Source organism: Pseudomonas sp. Seg1, assembly GCF_018326005.1.
GTDB lineage: Bacteria > Pseudomonadota > Gammaproteobacteria > Pseudomonadales > Pseudomonadaceae > Aquipseudomonas.
Map to the genome: position 1 here is coordinate 1,444,216 of NZ_AP021903.1, position 18,997 is coordinate 1,463,212.

The 18,997-nt window shown below is 59.7% G+C and carries 18 protein-coding genes; 6 read left to right on the top strand and 12 right to left on the bottom strand.

Annotation, left to right across the window (positions count from 1 at the left end):
- Positions 1-12: 12 nt before the first annotated feature.
- Complete coding sequence (locus KI231_RS06290; RefSeq protein ID WP_213027737.1) at positions 13-1,131, bottom strand: LOG family protein; 1,119 nt, start codon at positions 1,129-1,131, stop codon at positions 13-15.
- Between the two features lie 349 nt (positions 1,132-1,480).
- On the opposite strand from KI231_RS06290, the gene KI231_RS06295 reads away from it, so the two are divergent.
- The gene (locus tag KI231_RS06295) at positions 1,481-1,675 is read left to right on the top strand and encodes a hypothetical protein (protein ID WP_103302969.1); all 195 of its coding nucleotides are present in this window, start codon (positions 1,481-1,483) and stop codon (positions 1,673-1,675) included.
- On the opposite strand, the gene KI231_RS06300 is transcribed toward KI231_RS06295, so the two are convergent.
- On the bottom strand, positions 1,676-2,101 hold the full coding sequence (locus KI231_RS06300; RefSeq protein WP_034154935.1) for a PA3611 family quorum-sensing-regulated virulence factor: 426 nt from the start codon (positions 2,099-2,101) through the stop codon (positions 1,676-1,678). It abuts the gene before it with no gap.
- A 189-nt stretch (positions 2,102-2,290) separates the two neighbouring features.
- Here KI231_RS06300 and KI231_RS06305 point away from each other — a divergent pair, with 189 nt between their 5' ends.
- The 3 genes from KI231_RS06305 (at position 2,291) to KI231_RS06315 (ending at position 4,348) form a co-directional block, all read left to right on the top strand.
- Positions 2,291-3,037, top strand: a complete 747-nt coding sequence (locus tag KI231_RS06305; RefSeq protein WP_103302967.1) for a tRNA-uridine aminocarboxypropyltransferase — start codon at positions 2,291-2,293, stop codon at positions 3,035-3,037.
- Positions 3,038-3,260: 223 nt separating this feature from the next.
- The gene (gene erdR / locus KI231_RS06310; protein ID WP_103302966.1) at positions 3,261-3,911 is read left to right on the top strand and encodes a response regulator transcription factor ErdR; all 651 of its coding nucleotides are present in this window, start codon (positions 3,261-3,263) and stop codon (positions 3,909-3,911) included.
- Between the two features lie 74 nt (positions 3,912-3,985).
- Positions 3,986-4,348: a diacylglycerol kinase gene (locus tag KI231_RS06315; protein ID WP_042557932.1), complete on the top strand. Its 363-nt coding sequence runs from the start codon at positions 3,986-3,988 to the stop codon at positions 4,346-4,348.
- On the opposite strand, the gene KI231_RS06320 is transcribed toward KI231_RS06315, so the two are convergent.
- A complete protein-coding gene (locus KI231_RS06320) occupies positions 4,345-5,271 on the bottom strand; it encodes a LysR family transcriptional regulator (protein WP_103302965.1) in 927 nt (308 codons plus the stop codon). The genes KI231_RS06315 and KI231_RS06320 overlap by 4 nt on opposite strands.
- Before the next feature lie 142 nt (positions 5,272-5,413).
- Between KI231_RS06320 and fpr the strand changes: the two genes are divergently transcribed.
- A complete protein-coding gene (fpr, locus tag KI231_RS06325; protein ID WP_003184787.1) occupies positions 5,414-6,193 on the top strand; it encodes a ferredoxin-NADP reductase in 780 nt (259 codons plus the stop codon).
- Positions 6,194-6,253: 60 nt separating this feature from the next.
- Here the strand turns inward: fpr and tsaA are convergent, their stop codons facing one another.
- The 6 genes from tsaA to rimO form a co-directional block, all read right to left on the bottom strand.
- Positions 6,254-6,952, bottom strand: coding sequence for a tRNA (N6-threonylcarbamoyladenosine(37)-N6)-methyltransferase TrmO (gene tsaA / locus KI231_RS06330; protein ID WP_103302964.1), 699 nt, complete (start codon positions 6,950-6,952; stop codon positions 6,254-6,256).
- Between the two features lie 183 nt (positions 6,953-7,135).
- Entirely contained in the window at positions 7,136-7,906 is a 771-nt protein-coding gene (locus tag KI231_RS06335; RefSeq protein ID WP_213027738.1) for an SDR family oxidoreductase, read from the bottom strand.
- A gap of 129 nt (positions 7,907-8,035) precedes the next feature.
- Positions 8,036-8,506, bottom strand: a complete 471-nt coding sequence (locus tag KI231_RS06340) for a YehS family protein (protein WP_213027739.1) — start codon at positions 8,504-8,506, stop codon at positions 8,036-8,038.
- Between the two features lie 70 nt (positions 8,507-8,576).
- Positions 8,577-9,287 (bottom strand): rRNA pseudouridine synthase, encoded by a 711-nt coding sequence (locus KI231_RS06345; RefSeq protein ID WP_213027740.1) that lies wholly within the window; start codon positions 9,285-9,287, stop codon positions 8,577-8,579.
- Positions 9,288-9,476: 189 nt separating this feature from the next.
- Positions 9,477-9,950 (bottom strand): GNAT family N-acetyltransferase, encoded by a 474-nt coding sequence (locus KI231_RS06350; RefSeq protein WP_103302960.1) that lies wholly within the window; start codon positions 9,948-9,950, stop codon positions 9,477-9,479.
- A 326-nt stretch (positions 9,951-10,276) separates the two neighbouring features.
- Positions 10,277-11,614, bottom strand: a complete 1,338-nt coding sequence (rimO, locus tag KI231_RS06355) for a 30S ribosomal protein S12 methylthiotransferase RimO (RefSeq protein WP_103307392.1) — start codon at positions 11,612-11,614, stop codon at positions 10,277-10,279.
- Positions 11,615-11,965: 351 nt separating this feature from the next.
- Between rimO and KI231_RS06360 the strand changes: the two genes are divergently transcribed.
- Positions 11,966-13,807: a potassium transporter Kup gene (locus KI231_RS06360; protein WP_371919341.1), complete on the top strand. Its 1,842-nt coding sequence runs from the start codon at positions 11,966-11,968 to the stop codon at positions 13,805-13,807.
- A gap of 185 nt (positions 13,808-13,992) precedes the next feature.
- Here KI231_RS06360 and KI231_RS06365 read toward each other — a convergent pair whose 3' ends face one another.
- The 3 genes from KI231_RS06365 to mprF all read right to left on the bottom strand — a co-directional run bounded on the left by KI231_RS06365 (position 13,993) and on the right by mprF (position 18,777).
- Positions 13,993-14,322, bottom strand: a complete 330-nt coding sequence (locus KI231_RS06365) for a DUF3077 domain-containing protein (RefSeq protein WP_213027741.1) — start codon at positions 14,320-14,322, stop codon at positions 13,993-13,995.
- 520 nt (positions 14,323-14,842) lie between these two features.
- The gene (locus KI231_RS06370) at positions 14,843-16,138 is read right to left on the bottom strand and encodes a virulence factor family protein (RefSeq protein WP_213027742.1); all 1,296 of its coding nucleotides are present in this window, start codon (positions 16,136-16,138) and stop codon (positions 14,843-14,845) included.
- Entirely contained in the window at positions 16,138-18,777 is a 2,640-nt protein-coding gene (mprF, locus tag KI231_RS06375) for a bifunctional lysylphosphatidylglycerol flippase/synthetase MprF (RefSeq protein ID WP_103307398.1), read from the bottom strand. The genes KI231_RS06370 and mprF overlap by 1 nt, the downstream gene beginning before the upstream one ends.
- Between the last annotated feature and the right edge of the window lie 220 nt (positions 18,778-18,997).

The window sequence follows — 18,997 nt, forward strand, 5'->3', positions numbered from 1 at the left end:
TTTTTTTACGTTTTAAATAGCCTTCGACGGCTCTCGGTTGCGTTGCGCGGTTTGCGGTTTGGAATGAGCCCAGTTTTCCGGCACGTTGATGTAATCGACCAACTCTCTCAAACGCCCGTGATTCCTGGCGTTGAAGGCAAACGCCAAGCGCGCCAGATGGCTGAACTTCGCGTCATCGTGTTCCTCGCCGCTGTAGACGTGTTGATGGAAGTGGTCGCTCAGGCACAAATCGGCAAAGGTCTCCTGCATCTGCTCCAGCGCTTGATCGCTGAGCTTGTGATTCATGCGGATCACGAATTGCCCTTTGAGCCAGCGGCTGGAGTGGAAGTTGCTGTAGAACTGGTTGATTTGCTCCACCGCCTCCTCGACGGTGTAGACCAGCCGCATCAATTGCATGTCGGTCGGCAGGATGTAGTGGTTTTCTTCCAGTTGCTGGCGGATGAAGTCCATCGCGCCCTGCCAGAAGGTGCCCCCCGGTGTGTCCAGTAACACCACCGGCACCAGTGGACTTTTACCGGTCTGGATCAGCGTCAGCACCTCAAGTGCTTCATCCAGCGTGCCGAAACCGCCAGGGCACAGCACCAGTGCGTCGGCTTCCTTGACGAAAAACAGCTTGCGGGTGAAGAAGAAGTGGAAGGGCAGCAGATTGGCGGTGCCATCCACGGTCGGGTTGGCATGCTGCTCGAAGGGCAGAGTGATGTTGAAGCCAAGGCTGTGATCGCGGCCAGCCCCTTCGTGGGCGGCGGCCATGATGCCGCCACCGGCACCAGTGATGACCATCATGTCCGAGCGCGCCAGCGCGGCACCGAGTTCCCGAGCCATGGCGTACAGCGGATGTTCGACCGGCGTGCGCGCCGAGCCGAACACGGTGACTTTGCGTCGGCCCTTGAATTGCTCCAGCACTCTGAATGCCTGCTCCAGTTCACGCAGGGCCTGCAGGGTGATTTTGGCGTTCCAGCGATTGTGATCTTCCTGAGCCATGCGCAGTACGGTCAGGATCATGTCGCGGTAGATGGGAATGTTCGGGCTGGTGGGGGAAACGCGGTTGAGCTGTGCTTCGACCTGGCTGATGAGGTCGGGACCGCTTTCCTGAAAATGACGGTTGAGCAGGTCATTCGGTTGGTAAGGCATTCAACGTCTCCTTCTGCACAGAGCGGGTGGCCCTGACGAGCGGCGTCAGTGCCGCGCTGCAAAAACACACAATCGGCAGTTCCTTTTCCTGCCGCAAACGACTGATCGGAATACTTTGAATCTAGACCCTTGCGAGCGGTTGCGCTGAATCGATCATTGCGCTGCAAAGTCCTGGCTGGCAATCGCTTACTGTTTTTCGGCCAGTGACATCACCGCTCGTCAGAACGTGCACCGGCCGCCAAACCCTCTGATTAACTGATTTACAGGCACCGTACGACAATTTCACGTCAATACCGTACGCAAGGTGCACGCAATTCAAGGATTTGCGGGTAGCAAGGAGGCGGGACACATGACCAGAGTGGTTCTGGAGATCGATACGCAGTTGTATCGAATGCTGAAAGCATCAGCCGAGGCCAATCAAGTCAGTCTCGAGGAGGAGTGTTGCCGGCGACTGGCAGGAGGCGAGCGCCGTTCCCACTATCTACAGGCCTTGCTGGCCGAACTGCGCGCCGAGGATGAACAGCGGCGCGCCAATTCGCGATGATTACTTCTTCTTCGCCGGGCCGGCTTTCGGGCAATCCGATTCCTGGTAACTGGCGGAGCCGATCGCTTTGTTGGTTTTCACTTCCGTGAAGTCGTAACGCATGATCGCGCCCTTGGCCATCAGCTTGCGAAACGACGGGTTGTTGCACACTGAAGCGCCCAACTGGAAATACACGGCTTTAGGGTCAGCGCGCATCTTGTCGGCGTGGCTCTTTTGCACGCTCAGGTGGTTGATCAACTGCGTGCCTTCAACGGTGTAGCCCTGATCAAGAATGTCTTCATTGATGGCGCGTGGCGTGCCGACGCTGCTTTGGGCGGCGACGTTGCGCAGCTCTCGGTTCAGATTCTGCTCACTCAGGGAGGCAGCCTGAGCGGTGAAGGACGACGCCAGCAGAATGGCAGCGGTGGGAACGATAAGGCGCAGCATGAAACTCTCCTGATTCGGTGACTGGTGGTTCGACCAGCCACGGGGCTGTGCGTTCAGTGGCGGCGAATTATAGGGGAGCCGGTCTGGACGGTACAGGCTTGTGCCCTTCGCTCTGTTAAACTGCCGGCCTTTATTGCCTTGCCGAGTGCTGTTCGTGTCGAGTTTTCCTGTCTGCCGGTGTTGCCCGCGATGAATCATGCCCCCAACGCCGTAGCCCGTCTGCGCGATCAGCGCGAGGATGAGGGCATCAAGCCGATTCAGGCGCGGGGCTTTCGCTCCGAGCGTTGCCGCGACTGCCGCGTGATCATCAGTCATTGCCTGTGCGCCTGGCGGCCAAGTGTCGAAACCCGATCCGGCGTGTGCCTGATCATGACCGGCAAGGAAGTGTTCAAACCGAGCAATACCGGTTGGCTGATTGCCGATGTGGTGCGCGATAACCACGCGTTCATCTGGTCGCGCACCGAGCCCGATCCGCAGATGCTGGCGCTGCTCAACGACCCGCAATGGCAGCCGTATCTGGTGTTCCCCGGCGAATACGTCGAGCCGTCGCGGGTGACCAACACCGTCGAACTCGATAGCAGCAAGCGTCCGCTGTTCATTCTGCTCGACGCGACCTGGACCGAAGCACGCAAGATGTTCCGCAAAAGCCCGTACTTTGATCGCTTGCCGATTCTCAGTCTGCTGCCCGACAAACTCTCGCGCTATCGCTTGCGGCGCTCGACACGCAGCGAGCACCTGTGCACCGCAGAAGTCGCTGCGCTGTGTCTGGAACTGGCGGGAGACAGTGACGCCGCGTCGGCGCTGGACGCCTATTTCGATGTGTTCAGCCAGCATTACCTCGGTGCCAAGCAGCAATTGGACATGAATGAATCGACCCCGGCCCATGCCGAGTTGCAACCCTTCATACGAAAGCCGCAGCCGGAGTTGGCCCAATAGTGGCCCATACTGTACGCAGCGGCGGCCGTGTTGCTTGACCACCCCGTCTTCGCTGGGCATGCTTGGCGCCGATTAGGGTGCGGCCAAGGTTTGAAACGCTGTGTTTGCTGGTTATTGGCGTTGAACGTGCCCCTGTGGATGCCCCCTGAAAGGCGCATCTTGAGTTGCTTTGGCCAGACCCGAATGCACCGGGTCTGCCATCAAAAACAGGATCATTTGAAAAATGGCCACATACGACATCCTGATTGCCGATGATCACCCCCTGTTTCGTAGCGCCCTGCATCAAGCGGTGACGCTGGGCCTTGGCCCAAATGTGCGATTGGTGGAAGTGGCGAGCATCGCCGAACTGGAAACTCGCCTGACCGAAAAGGCTGACTGGGATCTGGTCTTGCTGGATCTGAACATGCCGGGCGCCTTCGGTTTTTCCGGGCTGGTGATGTTGCGCGGACAATATCCGCAGATTCCGGTGGTGATGGTCTCGGCGCAGGAAGAAGCCTCGGTGATGGTCAAGTCCCGCGAGTTCGGCGCCAGTGGCTTCATTCCCAAGTCCAGCGACCTGAGCGTGATTCAGGAAGCGGTGCGCAAAGTGCTCGATGGCGATGTGTTCTGGCCACCGCAGGCATTCGAAGCGGTCGCCGTCTCCGACGAAGCCAAAGCCGCCAGCGATGGCCTCGCCAGCCTTACCCCGCAGCAGTTCCGCGTGTTGACCATGGTCTGCGAAGGCTTACTGAACAAGCAGATTGCCTATGAGCTGAGCGTGTCCGAAGCGACCATCAAGGCCCATGTCACGGCGATCTTTCGCAAGCTGAATGTGCGCACTCGTACGCAAGCGGCTTTACTGCTGCAACAACTTGAGTCAATTCCGAGCCAATAATGGCTGGCGTCTTCACGCTTTTTTGACTTTTGTTGATCTAGCTTTCCCACTCCTTTTTGGTTGGTTTCTACTTTATGTCACCTTTCAAGGGCCAGACCGGCCTGAAACGCATCCTCAACGCTTCCGGCTATTCGCTGGACGGCCTGCGCGCAGCTTTCACCGGCGAAGCGGCGTTCCGCCAACTGGTACTGCTCAATGTGGTGCTGGTACCGCTGACGTTCTTTCTGAATGTCAGCCGCGTCGAGCAGGCGCTGTTGATCGCCGTGTGCCTGTTAGCGCTGATCGTCGAGTTACTCAATTCGGCAGTGGAAGCGGCCATTGACCGCATTTCGCTGGAACTGCACCCGCTGTCCAAGAACGCCAAGGACATGGGCAGCGCCGCGCAATTCGTCGCGCTGAGCATGATTGCCTTGGTGTGGGCGGTGATTCTGCTTTAAGCGATTGTCGGCAAAACGATCTCGTCGCTGCGCTGCACACCGGCGGTGAAAGCGCGGCACAGATCGAGAAACTCGCGCATGGCCGAGGTCTGGTACTTCTGCTTGTGCCAGATGAAGTAGAACTGTCGCGCCAGGTCCAGATCCGGCGTCTCCACCGCCACCAGACTGCCGCGGCGGAAGGCATCGCGCAGTGCCAGGCGCGAGATGCAACCGATCCCCAGCCCCGATTCCACCGCGCGTTTGATCGCTTCGGTATGTTCCAGCTCGAGACGGATATTCAGCGCGCTGCGATGGTGCCGCATGGCCTGATCGAAGGTCAGCCGCGTGCCGGAACCCTGTTCGCGCAGAATCCACGCTTCATGCGTCAACTCTTCCATGGTCGCACTGCCACGTTTGGCCAGCGGATGCTGCGGCGCGCAGAACACCACCAGCTCATCCTCGACCCAACTCTGTACTTCGATGTCCGGGTGGCTGCAATCGCCTTCGATTAGACCCAGATCAATTTCGTAGTGGGCGACCTGTTGCACGATATTGGCAGTGTTCTGTACATGCAGCTTCACCTGGCTTTCCGGGTGGCGCTGCATGAAGCTACCGATCAACAGGGTCGCCAGATAATTGCCGATCGTCAGGGTGGCGCCGACTGACAGCGAGCCGAAACCTGATTTGCCGTTGAGCAGGTCTTCGATTTCCTTGGCCTGATCGAGCAGGGCCACTGCTTGTGGCAACAGCTGTTTGCCGAGGGCATTGAGGCTCAACCGTTTGCCGGCACGGTCGAACAGCTGGCAGCTGGACTGGCGCTCAAGCTCGGTAATAGAGGTACTGGCCGCCGATTGTGAGAGGTTGAGCAGACCCGCAGCACGGGATACGCTTTCCTGCTGGGCGACGGCGACGAAGACTTGCAGTTGACGGAGAGTAAATCGCATATCGATATAACCGATAACCCTTATCTTAATAATCCAGTTAACAGATATTGTCGGCGCTATTAGAATGCGATGCAATTGCGCACCATCGGCATTTATTCAGCCTAGAGCAAGCGCAGAGCCAATATCCAGGAGTCAAACGTACATGAGCAACATGAACCACGAGCGTGTCCTCAGTGTTCATCACTGGAACGATACCCTGTTCAGCTTCAAGTGCACCCGCGATCCGGGCCTGCGCTTCGAGAACGGGCAGTTCGTGATGATCGGCCTGCAACAGCCAAACGGCCGCCCGCTTATGCGCGCTTACTCGATTGCCAGCCCGAACTGGGAAGAGCATCTGGAGTTCTTCAGCATCAAGGTGCCTGACGGCCCGCTGACCTCGCAGTTGCAGCATCTCAAGGAGGGCGACGAGATCATCATCAGCAAGAAGCCTACGGGCACGCTGGTGCTGGACGATCTGAAGCCTGGCAAACACCTTTATCTGCTCAGCACCGGTACTGGTCTGGCACCGTTCATGAGCGTGATTCAGGATCCAGAAACCTACGAGCGTTTCGAAAAAGTCATCCTGTGCCACGGCGTGCGCTACGTGAACGAAGTCGCCTACCGCGAATTCATCACCGAGCACCTGCCGCAGAACGAGTTCTTCGGCGAAGCGCTGCGTGACAAGCTGATTTACTACCCGACCGTTACTCGCGAACCATTCGAGAACGAAGGTCGTCTGACCGACCTGATGCGCAGCGGCAAACTGTTCCGCGACATCGGCCTGCCGCCGATCAATCCGCAGGACGACCGCGCCATGTTGTGCGGCAGCCCGAGCATGCTCGACGAGACCAGCGAAGTACTCAACAGCTTCGGCCTGACCGTGTCGCCGCGTATGCGCGAGCCGGGTGACTACCTGATCGAGCGTGCATTCGTCGAGAAGTAAGCTCCACTGAAAAGCCCCCATTGCCTGCTCAGGCAATGGGGGCTTTTTCGTTTCTGGACATTACGCTTCGGCGGGAATGACTTCGAGGACGCGGATCTGCTCCGGCGTCGGGTAATGCCAGCGCACATCCAAGTCCCAGAACTGTGCGCCGTATTCACGTTCCGGCGCCGGGGTTTGATACGCCGGGCGCGGGTCTTGCGCCAAACACTGTTCGATCAGCTCGACCAGAGGCTCGCCAAGACGCTGAGCGTGGGTGAGCGCCTGTTGCAACGCTGCATCCGTCCACTGCACGTCGATCAACTGCGGCGCGGCGCTGGCGATGCTGTTGGAGGCGCTGGCAATGATGTCGGCGTAAGGCACGTAGGGTTTGATGTCGAGAATCGGCGTGCCGTCGAGCAGGTCGATGCCGGAGATAAACAGGCGATTGGCTTCAACCTTGTCCAGTTTCACCACCGACTGGCCAATCCCGTTGGGTCGGTGGGTGGCGCGAGTGGCGAACACGCCCATGGACTTGTTGCCGCCGAGGCGGGGCGGGCGGACTTTCAGGCGCGGTTTTTCTTCCAGTGCCTGATGGAAGAGGAACAGCAGCCAGACGTGGCTGACTTGTTCCAGCCCCTGCACCGCGTCACCCTGATCGAACGGCGCCACCAGTTCCAGCACGCCACGGGCGGCGGGGGCCAGTTGTGGTTGGCGGGGAATGGCGAATTTCTCCTTGAAGCAGGAGCGGACGAAGCCGATGGGGGAGACGCTGTAAGTCATGGTGTGTATTCGAAGCGGGGCAGGGTGGGCATGATAACCCGGCAGGCTTCAAGTCTGGTGGTGGCCAGGCGGGCGCCATCGCTGGCAAGCCAGCTCCCACAGGATTCTCGGACGTTAGAATAATTTGAGTTCACCCAAAAACCTGTGGGAGCTGGCTTGCCAGCGATGGCCGCACTGACGATTTCAGAGGCTGAACCCACCATCCAGCGGAATGATATTCCCGGTCATATAAGCCCCCGCCGTACTCGCCAGACTGATCGCCAACGCTGCCATCTCTTCCTCACGCCCCCAGCGCCTCATCGGAATCAACGCGGTGTCTTCGGCGAGTGCCTGCTGATCATTACCGATATGCTGAGTCATCTTGCTCGGAAACCGTCCCGGCGCGATCACATTGACGTTGATGTGCTGGCTCACCAGTTCCCGCGCGAGAATTCGCGACAACTGATGCAGCGCCGCTTTACTCGGCCCGTAGGCATACGCCTGCTCGCCAAACGAGGAAATCCCCGCCACCGAACCAATATTGATAATTCGCGCAGGATTGGCCGCCGAACCGGCCTTGCGCAGCAACGGCAGAAACTGTTGGATGCAGGTGAACACGGAGGTCACGTTGAGTTGCATGACTTTCTCCCAGCCTTTGACCGGGTAACTCTCCAGTGGCGCACCCCACGTGGTGCCGGCATTGTTCACCAGAATATCCAGATGCGTGATCTGCTCGCCGAGCCGTGCGGCCAGTTCCTGTACACCTTCTTCCGTCGCCAGATTCGCCGCCACGCCTTGGCAAGTGCCCAAGGCACTGAGTTCTTCGGCCGTTTGATGACAGGCTTCGGCGTCCCGGGAGCAGACGAATACACGGGCGCCAGCCTCGACAAAGGCCTTGGCGATCATTTTGCCGATACCACGGGTGCCGCCGGTCACCAGAGCGGTGCGGCCTTGCAGGGAAAAGTACGGGTGCATGGCGAATCCTGAGGGCTAGGTATCAATACACCCTAGTCGCCAGCCGCAAAAAGCGGAGCCACTATTTTCGAAGGGAATGCACGGTCATGCGCTGCGGTGGCGACCATCAGTCGCCACCGCAGAAGGGCATCAGGCGGCGCGAACGCGCAGGGTCAAACCCTTGAGGAAGTTGCGCAGCAACTGGTCGCCACACGGACGGTAGTTGGTGTGGCCGACCTTGCGGAACAGCGCGCTCAGCTCAGGTTTGGACACCGGGAACTCGGCGGCCTTGAGGATCGCGTGCATGTCGTCTTCTTTCAATTCGAAGGCCACGCGCAGCTTTTTCAGAATGATGTTGTTGGTCACCGGCACTTCGATCGGCTGCGGCGGACGGCTTTCGTCCTTGCCACGCTTGAAGATCACCAGGCCGTCGAGGAAGTGTGCGATGACTTCGTCCGGGCAACGGACGAAACCTTCTTCATCTTCTTCTTTCTTGTCGAGCCAGGTGATCACGTCGGCGAGCGTTACGTCCATGCCGCCAAGTTTGATGATCTCGACGACTTTCTTGTCGCTGATGTCGAGCATGTAGCGCACGCTGCGCAGTACGTCGTTGTGAATCATGTCGATAATCCTGATGCGTTGTGGGCAGCGCGCAGGCGCGCTGCCGAAATGTGTGGCGGCAGTGGAAGCCTTAGAACTTCTCTTTGCCGGACAGGTAGCGCCATTGGCCGACCGGAACCTTGCCAATCGAGACGCCGCCGATGCGGATACGGCGGATGCCGACGACCTTCAGGCCGACCGCTTCGCAGAACTGGGCAATGATCCCCGGCTGCGGATTTTTCATGGCGAAGCGCAGGCGGTTTTCGTTCTGCCAGCTGGCCTTGACCGGCGGCAGCTCCTTGCCCTTGTGGGTCAGGCCGTGCTGCAAACGGTTGAGGCCGTGGGCGACCATGTCACCCTCGACTTCAACGATGTATTCCTGCTCGATCTTGGCCGCGTCGGCGGTGAGCTTGCGCAGGATTTTCCAGTCCTGGGTGAACACCAGCAGACCACTGGCCTTGGCTTGCAGGTCGGCGCTGGCCGTCAGGCGCAGGAAGTGGCCACGCAGCGGGCGCTTGCTGAAACGGTGCTCTTCGCTGAGGGTTTCGGCGCAGAGCGACTGCATGGCGGTTTCTACATCCATGCCGGCAGGAGCGTTGAGCAGGATGGTCACCGGCTCCGGCGCAGTGGCCTTGGCGTCCTTGTCGAGCTCGACTTTCTGGTCGCCGACCTTGAATTGCGGCTCGTCGATGACTTCGCCGTCCACGGTGACCCAGCCGCCCTCGATGAACAGCTCGGCCTCGCGGCGGGAGCAACCCACCAGTTCGATGAGGCGTTTGGAGAGGCGAATCGGGTCAGTCATGACAGGGCCGTAACAAAAAAGGGGTGGGCATTGTACCTGTGTGGCGCCGGTTAAGCCCGGTTCCATTTCACGGTGTTCTGTATCCCTTGTGGGAGCGGGCTTGCCAGCGATGGCATCGCCTCGGTATCTCTTGCAGACCGCAGCGTCCGCATCGCTGGCAAGCCAGCTCCCACAGGGTTTTATGGTGTGTCAGCCATTGCAGGTGCGTTGCTGATTCTGGCGCAAGCGCATATGCAGCAACGGATACGGCTGGCCCATGCCGTCTACCTCCGAACGGCCGATCACTTCAAAACCCTGCTTGAAGTAAAAGCCCAAGGCCTGCGGGTTCTGTTCGTTGACGTCGAGCTCATCGGCATTCAAATGTTGCAGCGCGTAGTTCAGCAGTTTTTTGCCCAGGCCCTGGCCGCGATAGTCGGGGTCGATAAAGAGCATTTCAATCTTGCCCGCCGCCACACCGGCGAACCCGGTGATGCGCTGGTTGGCGTCCTTGGTGCAGATCAGCATCACGGAGTCGAGGTAGCGGGTCAGCACCAGGTTGCGCAGCAACTCGATGTAGCTGTCCGGCAGAAAATCATGGGTCGCGCGGACCGAGGCCTCCCAGACCCGGGTCAGTTCCTGATAATCGCTGAGTTTCGGCGTGTGGATGACCGAATGGTGACGCATGCCTGTGTGCCTCTTATGCCCTGTTTGATGAGGATCCTTCCCTCAGCAAACGATAGACGTAAAAAAGCCCCGCATCTTGTAAAAAGAGCGGGGCTTTTCGTATTTGTTGCGGTGTCTGGCTGGCTATTTCTGTCGCCAGCAAGATCTCTCCCCCTCACCCCAACCCTCTCCCCCAGAGGGGGCGAGGGGGAAGGGAGCAGATCTTCATGCCGTTCAAAACCTGAGTTCAACCGGATAGCACAGGTCGATGTAACTCGAAAGAACATCTCAATCAGTCCCCTCTCCCGCTGGGAGAGGGCTAGGGTGAGGGGCTTTTGATCTTCAGATCAGATCTGCTCAGCCCACAAATCGTATTCGTCAGCATCAGTCACTTTGCACCAGACTTTGTCGCCCGGCTTCAGGTTGCTGCCGTTGTCGATGAACACGTTGCCGTCGATTTCCGGGGCGTCGAAGAAGCAGCGGCCGACCGCGCCTTGCTCATCAACTTCATCCACCAGCACTTCGATTTCACGGCCAACGCGCATTTGCAGGCGCGCCGAGCTGATCGCCTGCTGGTGCGCCATGAAGCGCTCCCAACGGTCCTGCTTGACGTCGTCCGGCACCACTTCCAGATCCAGATCATTGGCCGGAGCGCCATCAACCGGCGAGTACTGGAAGCAGCCGACGCGGTCGAGCTGGGCTTCGGTCAGCCAGTTGAGCAGGTACTGGAAGTCTTCTTCGGTTTCGCCCGGGAAGCCGACAATGAAGGTCGAACGGATGATCAGATCCGGGCAGATTTCGCGCCAGTTCTTGATCCGTGCCAGAGTCTTGTCTTCGAACGCCGGGCGTTTCATCGACTTCAGCACTTTCGGGCTGGCGTGCTGGAACGGGATGTCCAGGTACGGCAGGATCTTGCCGGCGGCCATCAGCGGAATCAGCTCGTCAACGTGCGGGTACGGGTAAACGTAGTGCAGACGCACCCAGACGCCGAGGGTGCTCAGCGCTTCGCAGAGTTCGGTCATGCGGGTTTTCACTGGCGCGCCGTTCCAGAAACCGGTGCGGTATTTCACGTCGACGCCGTAGGCGCTGGTGTCTTGCGAGATCACCAGCAGCTCTTTAACGCCGGACTTGACCAAGCGCTGAGCCTCGTCGAGCACGTCGCCGACCGGACGGCTGACCAGTTTGCCGCGCATCGACGGGATGATGCAGAAGGAGCAGCTGTGGTTGCAGCCTTCGGAAATCTTCAGGTAGGCGTAGTGGCGCGGGGTCAGCTTGATACCTTGCGGCGGCACCAGGTCGATCAGCGGGTTGTGATCCTGACGCGGTGGCACCACTTCGTGCACGGCGTTGACCACTTGCTCGTACTGCTGCGGACCGGTCACGGCCAGCACGCTCGGGTGTACGTCGCGGATGTTGCCTTCTTCCACGCCCATGCAGCCCGTGACGATCACCTTGCCGTTTTCCTTGATCGCTTCGCCGATCACTTCCAAAGATTCAGCCTTGGCCGAGTCGATGAAACCGCAGGTGTTGACCACCACGACATCGGCGTCCTGATAGGTGGACACCACGTCATAGCCTTCCATCCGCAGCTGGGTCAGGATGCGCTCGGAGTCGACCAGTGCTTTCGGGCAACCCAGAGATACGAAGCCAACCTTTGGATTGGCCGGCGCAGGAGTGGTGGACATGTCTAACCTCGGTATTTTGTGACGCCGCTTTCCTGATGCGAAAAGCCGACGGACGGGCGCTTAGGGTGCGCCTCTGATCAAAAAGTGCGCAATTCTAGCGGTGAGTAACGCACTTGACCAGCTTTATGCAGGGAAATACGACGAGTGCTGCGCTATGCTTCGCGCCGTTGAGCTTTACCAATTTTTTACAGTCAACAAAACGTCTGTAACAGCAGGTAAAACAGCGCATGCTGCACCACAAAGCATAGTGCTTCATTCAAAGAAGCCGGTTCTGAGAAGTAGGAGTGTTGGATGGGTCAGGCAAGTAGTCATGCGGCAGGCGCCGAGGGTTCGGCTACCAAACCGCTGAGCATGCTGGTCGCGGCAGTCGGGGTAGTTTACGGCGACATCGGCACGAGCCCGTTGTACACCCTTAAAGAAGTGTTTTCCGGCGCTTATGGCGTACCGGTCAATCACGATGGCGTGCTGGGCATTCTGTCGTTGATCTTCTGGTCGCTGATCTGGGTCGTCTCGATCAAATACATGATGTTCGTCCTGCGCGCCGACAACCAAGGCGAGGGCGGGATCATGGCGCTCACCGCACTGGCGCGGCGTGCGGCGGGGCATCGCAAAAAACTGCGGTCGTTGCTGGTGGTTTGCGGACTGATCGGTGCGGCGCTGTTTTATGGCGACAGCATGATCACTCCGGCGATTTCCGTGTTGTCGGCGATAGAGGGGCTGGGGCTGGCGTTTGAGGGCATCGACCATTGGGTGGTGCCGCTGTCGTTGGTGGTGCTGGTCGCGTTGTTTCTGATTCAGAGCCACGGTACGGCGCGGATCGGCATTTTGTTCGGGCCGATCATGGTCACCTGGTTCCTCGTGCTGGGCGCCCTTGGCGTCTACGGCATCAGCCATACGCCGGAAGTGCTGCATGCGCTGAACCCGGTCTGGGCGGTGCGTTTCTTCATGGTGCATGCCGGTATGGGCGTGGCTATCCTTGGCGCCGTGGTGCTGGCGCTGACCGGTGCCGAAGCGTTGTACGCCGACATGGGCCACTTCGGTCGCAAGCCGATTGCCCGTGCGTGGTTCATTCTGGTTTTGCCGGCGCTGGTGCTCAATTACTTCGGTCAGGGCGCTTTGCTGCTGGATAACCCGGAAGCGGCGCGTAACCCGTTCTACCTGTTGGCGCCTAGCTGGGCGCTGATTCCGTTGGTGGGGCTGTCGACCCTGGCCACGGTGATTGCCTCGCAAGCGGTGATTTCCGGCGCATTCTCCCTGACCCGTCAGGCCATTCAGCTCGGTTACATCCCGCGCATGTACATCCAGCACACCTCCAGCGACGAGCAGGGCCAGATCTACATTGGCGCGGTGAACTGGGCGCTGATGGTTGGCGTGGTTCTGTTGGTGCTCGGCTTCGAATCCTCCGGCGCACTGGCCTCGGCCTACGGCGTGGCGGTAACCGGCACCATGCTGATGACCACCATTCTGGTGTCGGCGGTGATGCTGCTGCTGTGGAAATGGCCGCCGATCCTTGCGGTACCGGTGCTGATCGGTTTCCTGCTGGTGGATGGTCTGTACTTCGCCGCCAACGTGCCGAAAATCGTTCAGGGCGGTGCTTTCCCGGTGATCGCCGGTATCGCGTTGTTCGTGCTGATGACCACCTGGAAGCGCGGCAAGCAATTGTTGGTCGACCGCCTCGACGAAGGCGCGCTGCCACTGCCGATCTTCATCAGCAGCATCCGCGTCCAGCCACCGCATCGCGTGCAGGGCACTGCCGTGTTCCTCACCGCACGCTCCGACGCCGTGCCGCACGCGCTGTTGCACAACTTGCTGCATAACCAGGTGTTGCATGAGCAGGTGGTGTTGCTGACCGTGGTCTACGAAGACATCCCTCGTGTACCGCCATCGCGGCGTTTCGAAGTCGAGGCACACGGCGAAGGTTTCTTCCGGGTGATCCTGCACTTCGGCTTCACCGACGAGCCGGACGTACCGCAGGCGTTGAAGCTGTGTCATCTGGATGATCTGGATTTCAGCCCGATGCGCACGACTTACTTCCTCAGCCGCGAAACGGTGATTGCTTCGAAACTTGAGGGAATGGCGCGTTGGCGTGAAGCGCTGTTTGCGTTCATGTTGAAGAATGCCAATGGCAACTTGCGGTTCTTCAATCTGCCGCTGAACCGGGTGATTGAGTTGGGGACGCAGGTCGAGATGTAAGCCCCACCTCAACTGAAAGCCCCCGTCAGCTTCAAGGCTGGCGGGGGCTTTTTTGTGCCCGCACATAAACCTCAAGTCCACCACAAATCCCCTGTGGGAGCTGGCTTGCCAGCGATGAGTCCAGCACATCCAGAATCAATGTCGACTGACTCACCGCCATCGCTGGCAAGCCAGCTCCCACAAGGTTATGAGGTCGGGTCAGCCAGTTCGGCTTCAGATTCGGTCTTCGTCCGCGCAGGTCGCGGCATCAACGCTTGGATCACGTCATCAATCAAGGCTTTGCCCATCACCGTCAGGTAATGCGCAGCCCAAGCGTGGCGGTCGGTGTCTTTGATAAATGCCGCGTCCTCGGCGAAGGATTTGGCGAGGGACAGCAGGTCGGAGGATTGGGACAGGGCATCGATGATCGGGATGCCGGAGCGGACGTTGAAGAACGCTTGATCCGAGTTGTAGAGGAAAGGGGTGAAGCCGATGGTTTTAACGTTTGCGAGTCCGTGCAGATCAGTTTCGGTCATCGTGTTACTCCTTGGTTCGAGGCGCCGCGACTTTCGTTACCACACGAAAGGGAGGCAGCTGTACGCAGGGTGGTAAACCGGGAACCAAGGAAACCGGCACGCCCGAAAGCGTCCCACGCACAGCCGCCATAACTAGAGGGGCGCGCTGTTGCGATGGTTTCTCCGGGTTACCACACCCGATCGCTGAATGGGTCAGCGACGTCCGGAGAGTATCCCGTCAAAAAACAGCACAATAGAGCCGCAAAGCGCCCAAATACGAGTTTCGGAGTTTGCCTACAAGGTCTGTGGGCGTCATCTGATATTGCGAGACTGGAAGTAAACAAAACTACACGTCGGATACGCAGTTCCCTGTAGGAGTGAGCCTGCTCGCGATAGCGGTGTGTCAGTTGGCAAATAGGTGGCTGATACTCCGCTATCGCGAGCAGGCTCACTCCTACAGGGGGAATGGGTTCATCGTCCGAGATGTAAAAAGCCCCCGCAACCGTGACGTTGCGGGGGCTTTTTGTAGGCGTGGTTCAGATTACTCTTCGGCGACCGAGTCCTTGCTCTGACGCTTCTCGATCAGATCCACCAAGCGCTTGGCCAGTGCCGGGTAGTTCTCGTCGAAGTGGTGGCCGCCGGGCAGTTTCACTGCTTCGCCAACAGCCGTCTTGTCCGTGCAACCACTTTCATCCGTCTCTTCTTCGCCGTAGATGCACACAACCTTCGCCGCTGGCAGCTTGGCCATTTCCGGGCCGGTGGCGGCTTCTTTGCCGGCGTTGCCGAGCCAGCCTTCGACTTCGATCTCGAAGCTGCCGGTGCGGGCGAAGGCCAGCAGGATGATTGCATCTACACGTTGCTGCTCGGTTTCTGGCAGGCGGTTGTAGATCGCCGGCAGCACGTCAGCGCCGAACGAGTAACCGGTGAGGATGAAGCGCTTGGTGCCCCATTTCTGCCGGTAGTGTTGCATCAGTTCGGTCAGGTCCAGCGCGCTTTGCTCGGGGCTCTTGTGCTGCCAGTAGTAGCGCAGGGTGTCGATGCCGACGACCGGATAGCCGATCTTGGCCATTTCGCCCGCTACGTCGCGGTCGAGGTCGCGCCAGCCGCCGTCACCGGAGAGGAACAGGGTCACGGTGTCTTTGGCTTGACCGGCCGGGACTTCAACCACCGGAATCGCCAGACCGCCGTTGGCCTTGTCGCCGCCGACGAGGATCTTGCGCAGTTCGTTGTTCAGCACTTGCGGCAGGTTGATGTCGTAGTCGCTGATGCTGGTTTCGGCGTTCGGTTGATCGCGCACGAAACCTGCGCTGGCGTCGTCCGGGTTGTCGTTCCAGGCCACCAGCCAGTGGCCGTGGGCAGCGGATTTTGGCAACAGGTGCGTGCAGCCACCTTTTTCCAGTGCCAGGTCCACGGAAATCGCTTGGGCCTTGTCGTCCTTTTGCTCGGACAACCAACGCCAGGCCAGTACCGCGCCGGGGCCGATACCGCTGACCAGCGTGGCCGGGCCGTTCAGTTCGCGCAGACCGGTTTGCAGGGCGCGGCTTTGTAGCAGGCAGTCCTTGGGCAGAATCACCTGAACGATTTGCGCCGAGGCGCTGCGGCTCAGGGTAGTCAGTTGCTTTTCGCTGAGCTTCTGGTCGTCATTGACCGCGACCAGCACCTGAGCTTTCGGCTTGGTGCCGGGAATCACACGGGTCATGGCCGGGCCATCGGCCGGAGTCAGCTGTTCTACGGTCGGTTCCGGTGCCGGACGTTTGAGGTACCAGTAACCGCCGCCGGCAATCACGGCCAGCACGATCAGTGCGGCCAGGATGTACTTCAGGGAGCGTTGAATCATCAGCGTTTCACCAATCCAGTCAAGCCGCCCGCGATCAGGGCAGCAGTGTCGGCCAGCGCCACCAGCGGATCGAGTCCGGCGGGCACAGCCATATAACGAGGTTCCCAGTCAGGCTGGAACTTGTCTTTGAAGCGGCGCAAGCCTTGGAAGTTGTACAGCTGCTCACCACGGCGGAAAACCATCGAGCCCAGACGCTGGGTCAGCGGTGCACCACGCCGGGGTTGCAACCCCGACAACGGCACCATGCCCAGGCTGAAGCGCGCGTATCCGTGACTCTTATAGTGTTGAATCAGGCCGACCATCATGAATTCCATGGTCAGCTTGGGGGCGTCCGGGTGCGCGCGCATCAGGTCGAGACTGGCCAGATCATGGCTATAAGTCTCGAGCAGGTTGGCGAACGCCACCGGGCGGCCTTCGAAGCGAATCACCGCAATGCGGAAATGCTTCAGGTAATCGTCGCTGAAACGGCCGAGGGAGAAGCCTTTCTCGCGCACGTTCTTGCCGGTCAGCCACGCATCGGAAATCACTTTCAGCTCGTCCATTGGCGCCTGGCCCGGCTCATGGATCTCCAGCGACAGACCGTCGCGGGTGCCACGGTTCCAGGTGTAACGCAGGTCCTTCATCTCTTTGCCCTTGGCTTCCAGGTCAAAGCGCTGCAGATCGACCCGGGCTTCTTCACCGAGTTTGATCGCGGTCAGGCCGATGTCCATGTAGTAGGGCAGGTTCTCCGCGCGCACTTGGTAGAACACAGGGCGGGCATGGTGGATGTCGCACAGGTCGCGGAACTGCCAGATCATCTCGGCACGTTGCTGGCCGGGGCCGATGGGGTCGTACAACGCCACCAGACTACGACCACGGCGTGCGTACATCAGAAACGCTTCGTCGTTCTGGTGAAACAGCAACGCCTTGTCACCGGTCAGCGCGAGGCCGCCGTCGGGTTGCGACGAGGCCATAAGGATTTTCGCGGCGCGATCGAGTTCATCAGGTGTCGGCAGATGGATCACCGGACGGGCAGTGCGCAGTAGCCAGGTCAGGGCGATCACCAGCAACAGCACGGCGGCGCCGAGCAACGAACGCAGGCCGCGCGGTGCGTCAGCATCAAGGGTGAACTGCCACCACAACTGATGGCTGTACGGCACGTCCTGATAAGCGAACAGCAGCAGCCACGTCGATGCACCGAGGACGCACAGGCTGGCCACCAGATATAGCGGCGAGAAGGGCAGTTCGGTCAGACGGCTCGGGCGATAGAACGAGCGACGGAACACACCGAGCAATGCAGCGGTGAGTGTCATCAGCGTGGCTTCTTCCCAGTCGAAGCCTTTGAGCAATGAGAGCAGGGCGCCAACCAGCAACAGAATGGTGGTGAGCATCCATGCCGCCGACAGGCGACGGCGCAGGCCCTGAGCCAGCATCAGGCACAACACGCCGATCAGGCTGGCGCCGAAGTGCGAAGCATCGACCAGACGATGCGGGATCAGGAAACCGATGTGCTCCAGGCGCGTGTCGATTTCAGGGGTGGCACCGGAAAACAGCAGGACCACGCCGGACAGGAACACCAGCACCGCCAGAATCGGTGCCGCCAGACCGGACGCCGCGCGCATGGTCTGGGTTTGAAACAGACGCTGGCCTTCGTTGATCAGCAGCAGTACACATGCCACCAGCAGCGGCAGCACCACGTAGATCAGGCGATACAACAACAACGCTGCGGCCAGTGGCGCGGCCCCGAGTTTGTCGGCGAATGCGGCGAGCAGAATCGCTTCGAACACACCGACGCCGCCCGGTACGTGGCTGAGCACACCGGCGGCCAGGGCCAGCAGGTACACCAGCAGGAACGCGCCAAATGGTGGCGCTTCGGGCAGCAACAGATAGAGAACGGTCGCGGCAGCGGCAACGTCGAGCGCGGTGATGACCAGTTGCAGGAAGGTCAGACGTCGGCCCGGCAGACGCAGGGTGCGACGGCCGGCCCGAACCAACAGGTTGTCGCGGTAAGGTTGTTCCGGCAGGCGTCGGCGATAGATGCCAATCGCCAGAATCGCGCCCAGTGCGAGCACTGCGCCGGCAACAGCGCCGAGCAGTCCTTCAGACAGCCCCAGCGCCTGAGAGGCGGCGGGCAGGTCGCTGAGGGTAGCGAGTGCTGCCAGCGGCGGCAGCGCGCAGCCCAGCGACAGGCTGGCGAACAAGGTCATGTGCGCGACTTCGGAAGCGCCCACGCCCAAGCGTGCATATAAACGGTAGCGCACCGAACCGCCGGACAGCAGCGACAGGCCGATGGCGTTGCCGATCGCAAACGCGGTGAAGCCGCCGAGCGCCAGCATGCGCGGTGGCAGTGTCACACCGGCGTAGCGGCTGGCCGACCATTCATAGCCGAGCAGAATAATGAAGCCGACCACGGTTGCGCCGAAAGCGCCAAGCAGGGCGGGTTTCGGCACGTCGAGAATCGAGTCGTGCAACGCATCGAGATCGAGTTCGACGAGCAAGTGGCGACAGGCAATCAGCGCTATGGTGAACAACAGCAATGTGACCCCCAGCCCGATGGGCTGACGGTATTTGCTCAATCGATCCAGCAAGCGCAAGCGCTCGGGTTTGATCGGATGTTCCGCTGTGACGGTGTCTTGTGGATCAGACGAGTTGGCGCGCATCAATCACCTCTTGGATTGTGCGCGACAGGATGGAGGTATCCAGCCAAGTTACCAATCCCTGTAGAAAAAAATAATCACAAAATACTACGCCTCTCACCGGGTATCGGCGAGGGCAGTTCCTGGATTGCAGAGGCCTTGCCTGCGACTCAAGCATAGTCGCAAGTCAGAACATCTGAAGATCCCAAGCGGTTCACTGCACAGTGACAGATCATTGTTGCGA

What these genes read in the sequence shown, in the direction of transcription:
- KI231_RS06360 (WP_371919341.1), top strand. Translation starts at nt 11,966, where the DNA reads ATGCTGGTCGCGGCAGTCGGGGTAGTTTACGGCGACATCGGCACGAGC.
- KI231_RS06345 (WP_213027740.1), bottom strand. Translation starts at nt 9,287, where the DNA reads ATGACTGACCCGATTCGCCTCTCCAAACGCCTCATCGAACTGGTGGGT.
- KI231_RS06290 (WP_213027737.1), bottom strand. Translation starts at nt 1,131, where the DNA reads ATGCCTTACCAACCGAATGACCTGCTCAACCGTCATTTTCAGGAAAGC.
- fpr (WP_003184787.1), top strand. Translation starts at nt 5,414, where the DNA reads ATGAGCAACATGAACCACGAGCGTGTCCTCAGTGTTCATCACTGGAAC.
- rimO (WP_103307392.1), bottom strand. Translation starts at nt 11,614, where the DNA reads ATGTCCACCACTCCTGCGCCGGCCAATCCAAAGGTTGGCTTCGTATCT.
- KI231_RS06305 (WP_103302967.1), top strand. Translation starts at nt 2,291, where the DNA reads ATGAATCATGCCCCCAACGCCGTAGCCCGTCTGCGCGATCAGCGCGAG.
- KI231_RS06320 (WP_103302965.1), bottom strand. Translation starts at nt 5,271, where the DNA reads ATGCGATTTACTCTCCGTCAACTGCAAGTCTTCGTCGCCGTCGCCCAG.
- KI231_RS06335 (WP_213027738.1), bottom strand. Translation starts at nt 7,906, where the DNA reads ATGCACCCGTACTTTTCCCTGCAAGGCCGCACCGCTCTGGTGACCGGC.
- KI231_RS06370 (WP_213027742.1), bottom strand. Translation starts at nt 16,138, where the DNA reads ATGATTCAACGCTCCCTGAAGTACATCCTGGCCGCACTGATCGTGCTG.
- mprF (WP_103307398.1), bottom strand. Translation starts at nt 18,777, where the DNA reads ATGCGCGCCAACTCGTCTGATCCACAAGACACCGTCACAGCGGAACAT.
- KI231_RS06350 (WP_103302960.1), bottom strand. Translation starts at nt 9,950, where the DNA reads ATGCGTCACCATTCGGTCATCCACACGCCGAAACTCAGCGATTATCAG.
- KI231_RS06315 (WP_042557932.1), top strand. Translation starts at nt 3,986, where the DNA reads ATGTCACCTTTCAAGGGCCAGACCGGCCTGAAACGCATCCTCAACGCT.
- erdR (WP_103302966.1), top strand. Translation starts at nt 3,261, where the DNA reads ATGGCCACATACGACATCCTGATTGCCGATGATCACCCCCTGTTTCGT.
- KI231_RS06340 (WP_213027739.1), bottom strand. Translation starts at nt 8,506, where the DNA reads ATGATTCACAACGACGTACTGCGCAGCGTGCGCTACATGCTCGACATC.
- KI231_RS06300 (WP_034154935.1), bottom strand. Translation starts at nt 2,101, where the DNA reads ATGCTGCGCCTTATCGTTCCCACCGCTGCCATTCTGCTGGCGTCGTCC.
- KI231_RS06295 (WP_103302969.1), top strand. Translation starts at nt 1,481, where the DNA reads ATGACCAGAGTGGTTCTGGAGATCGATACGCAGTTGTATCGAATGCTG.
- KI231_RS06365 (WP_213027741.1), bottom strand. Translation starts at nt 14,322, where the DNA reads ATGACCGAAACTGATCTGCACGGACTCGCAAACGTTAAAACCATCGGC.
- tsaA (WP_103302964.1), bottom strand. Translation starts at nt 6,952, where the DNA reads ATGACTTACAGCGTCTCCCCCATCGGCTTCGTCCGCTCCTGCTTCAAG.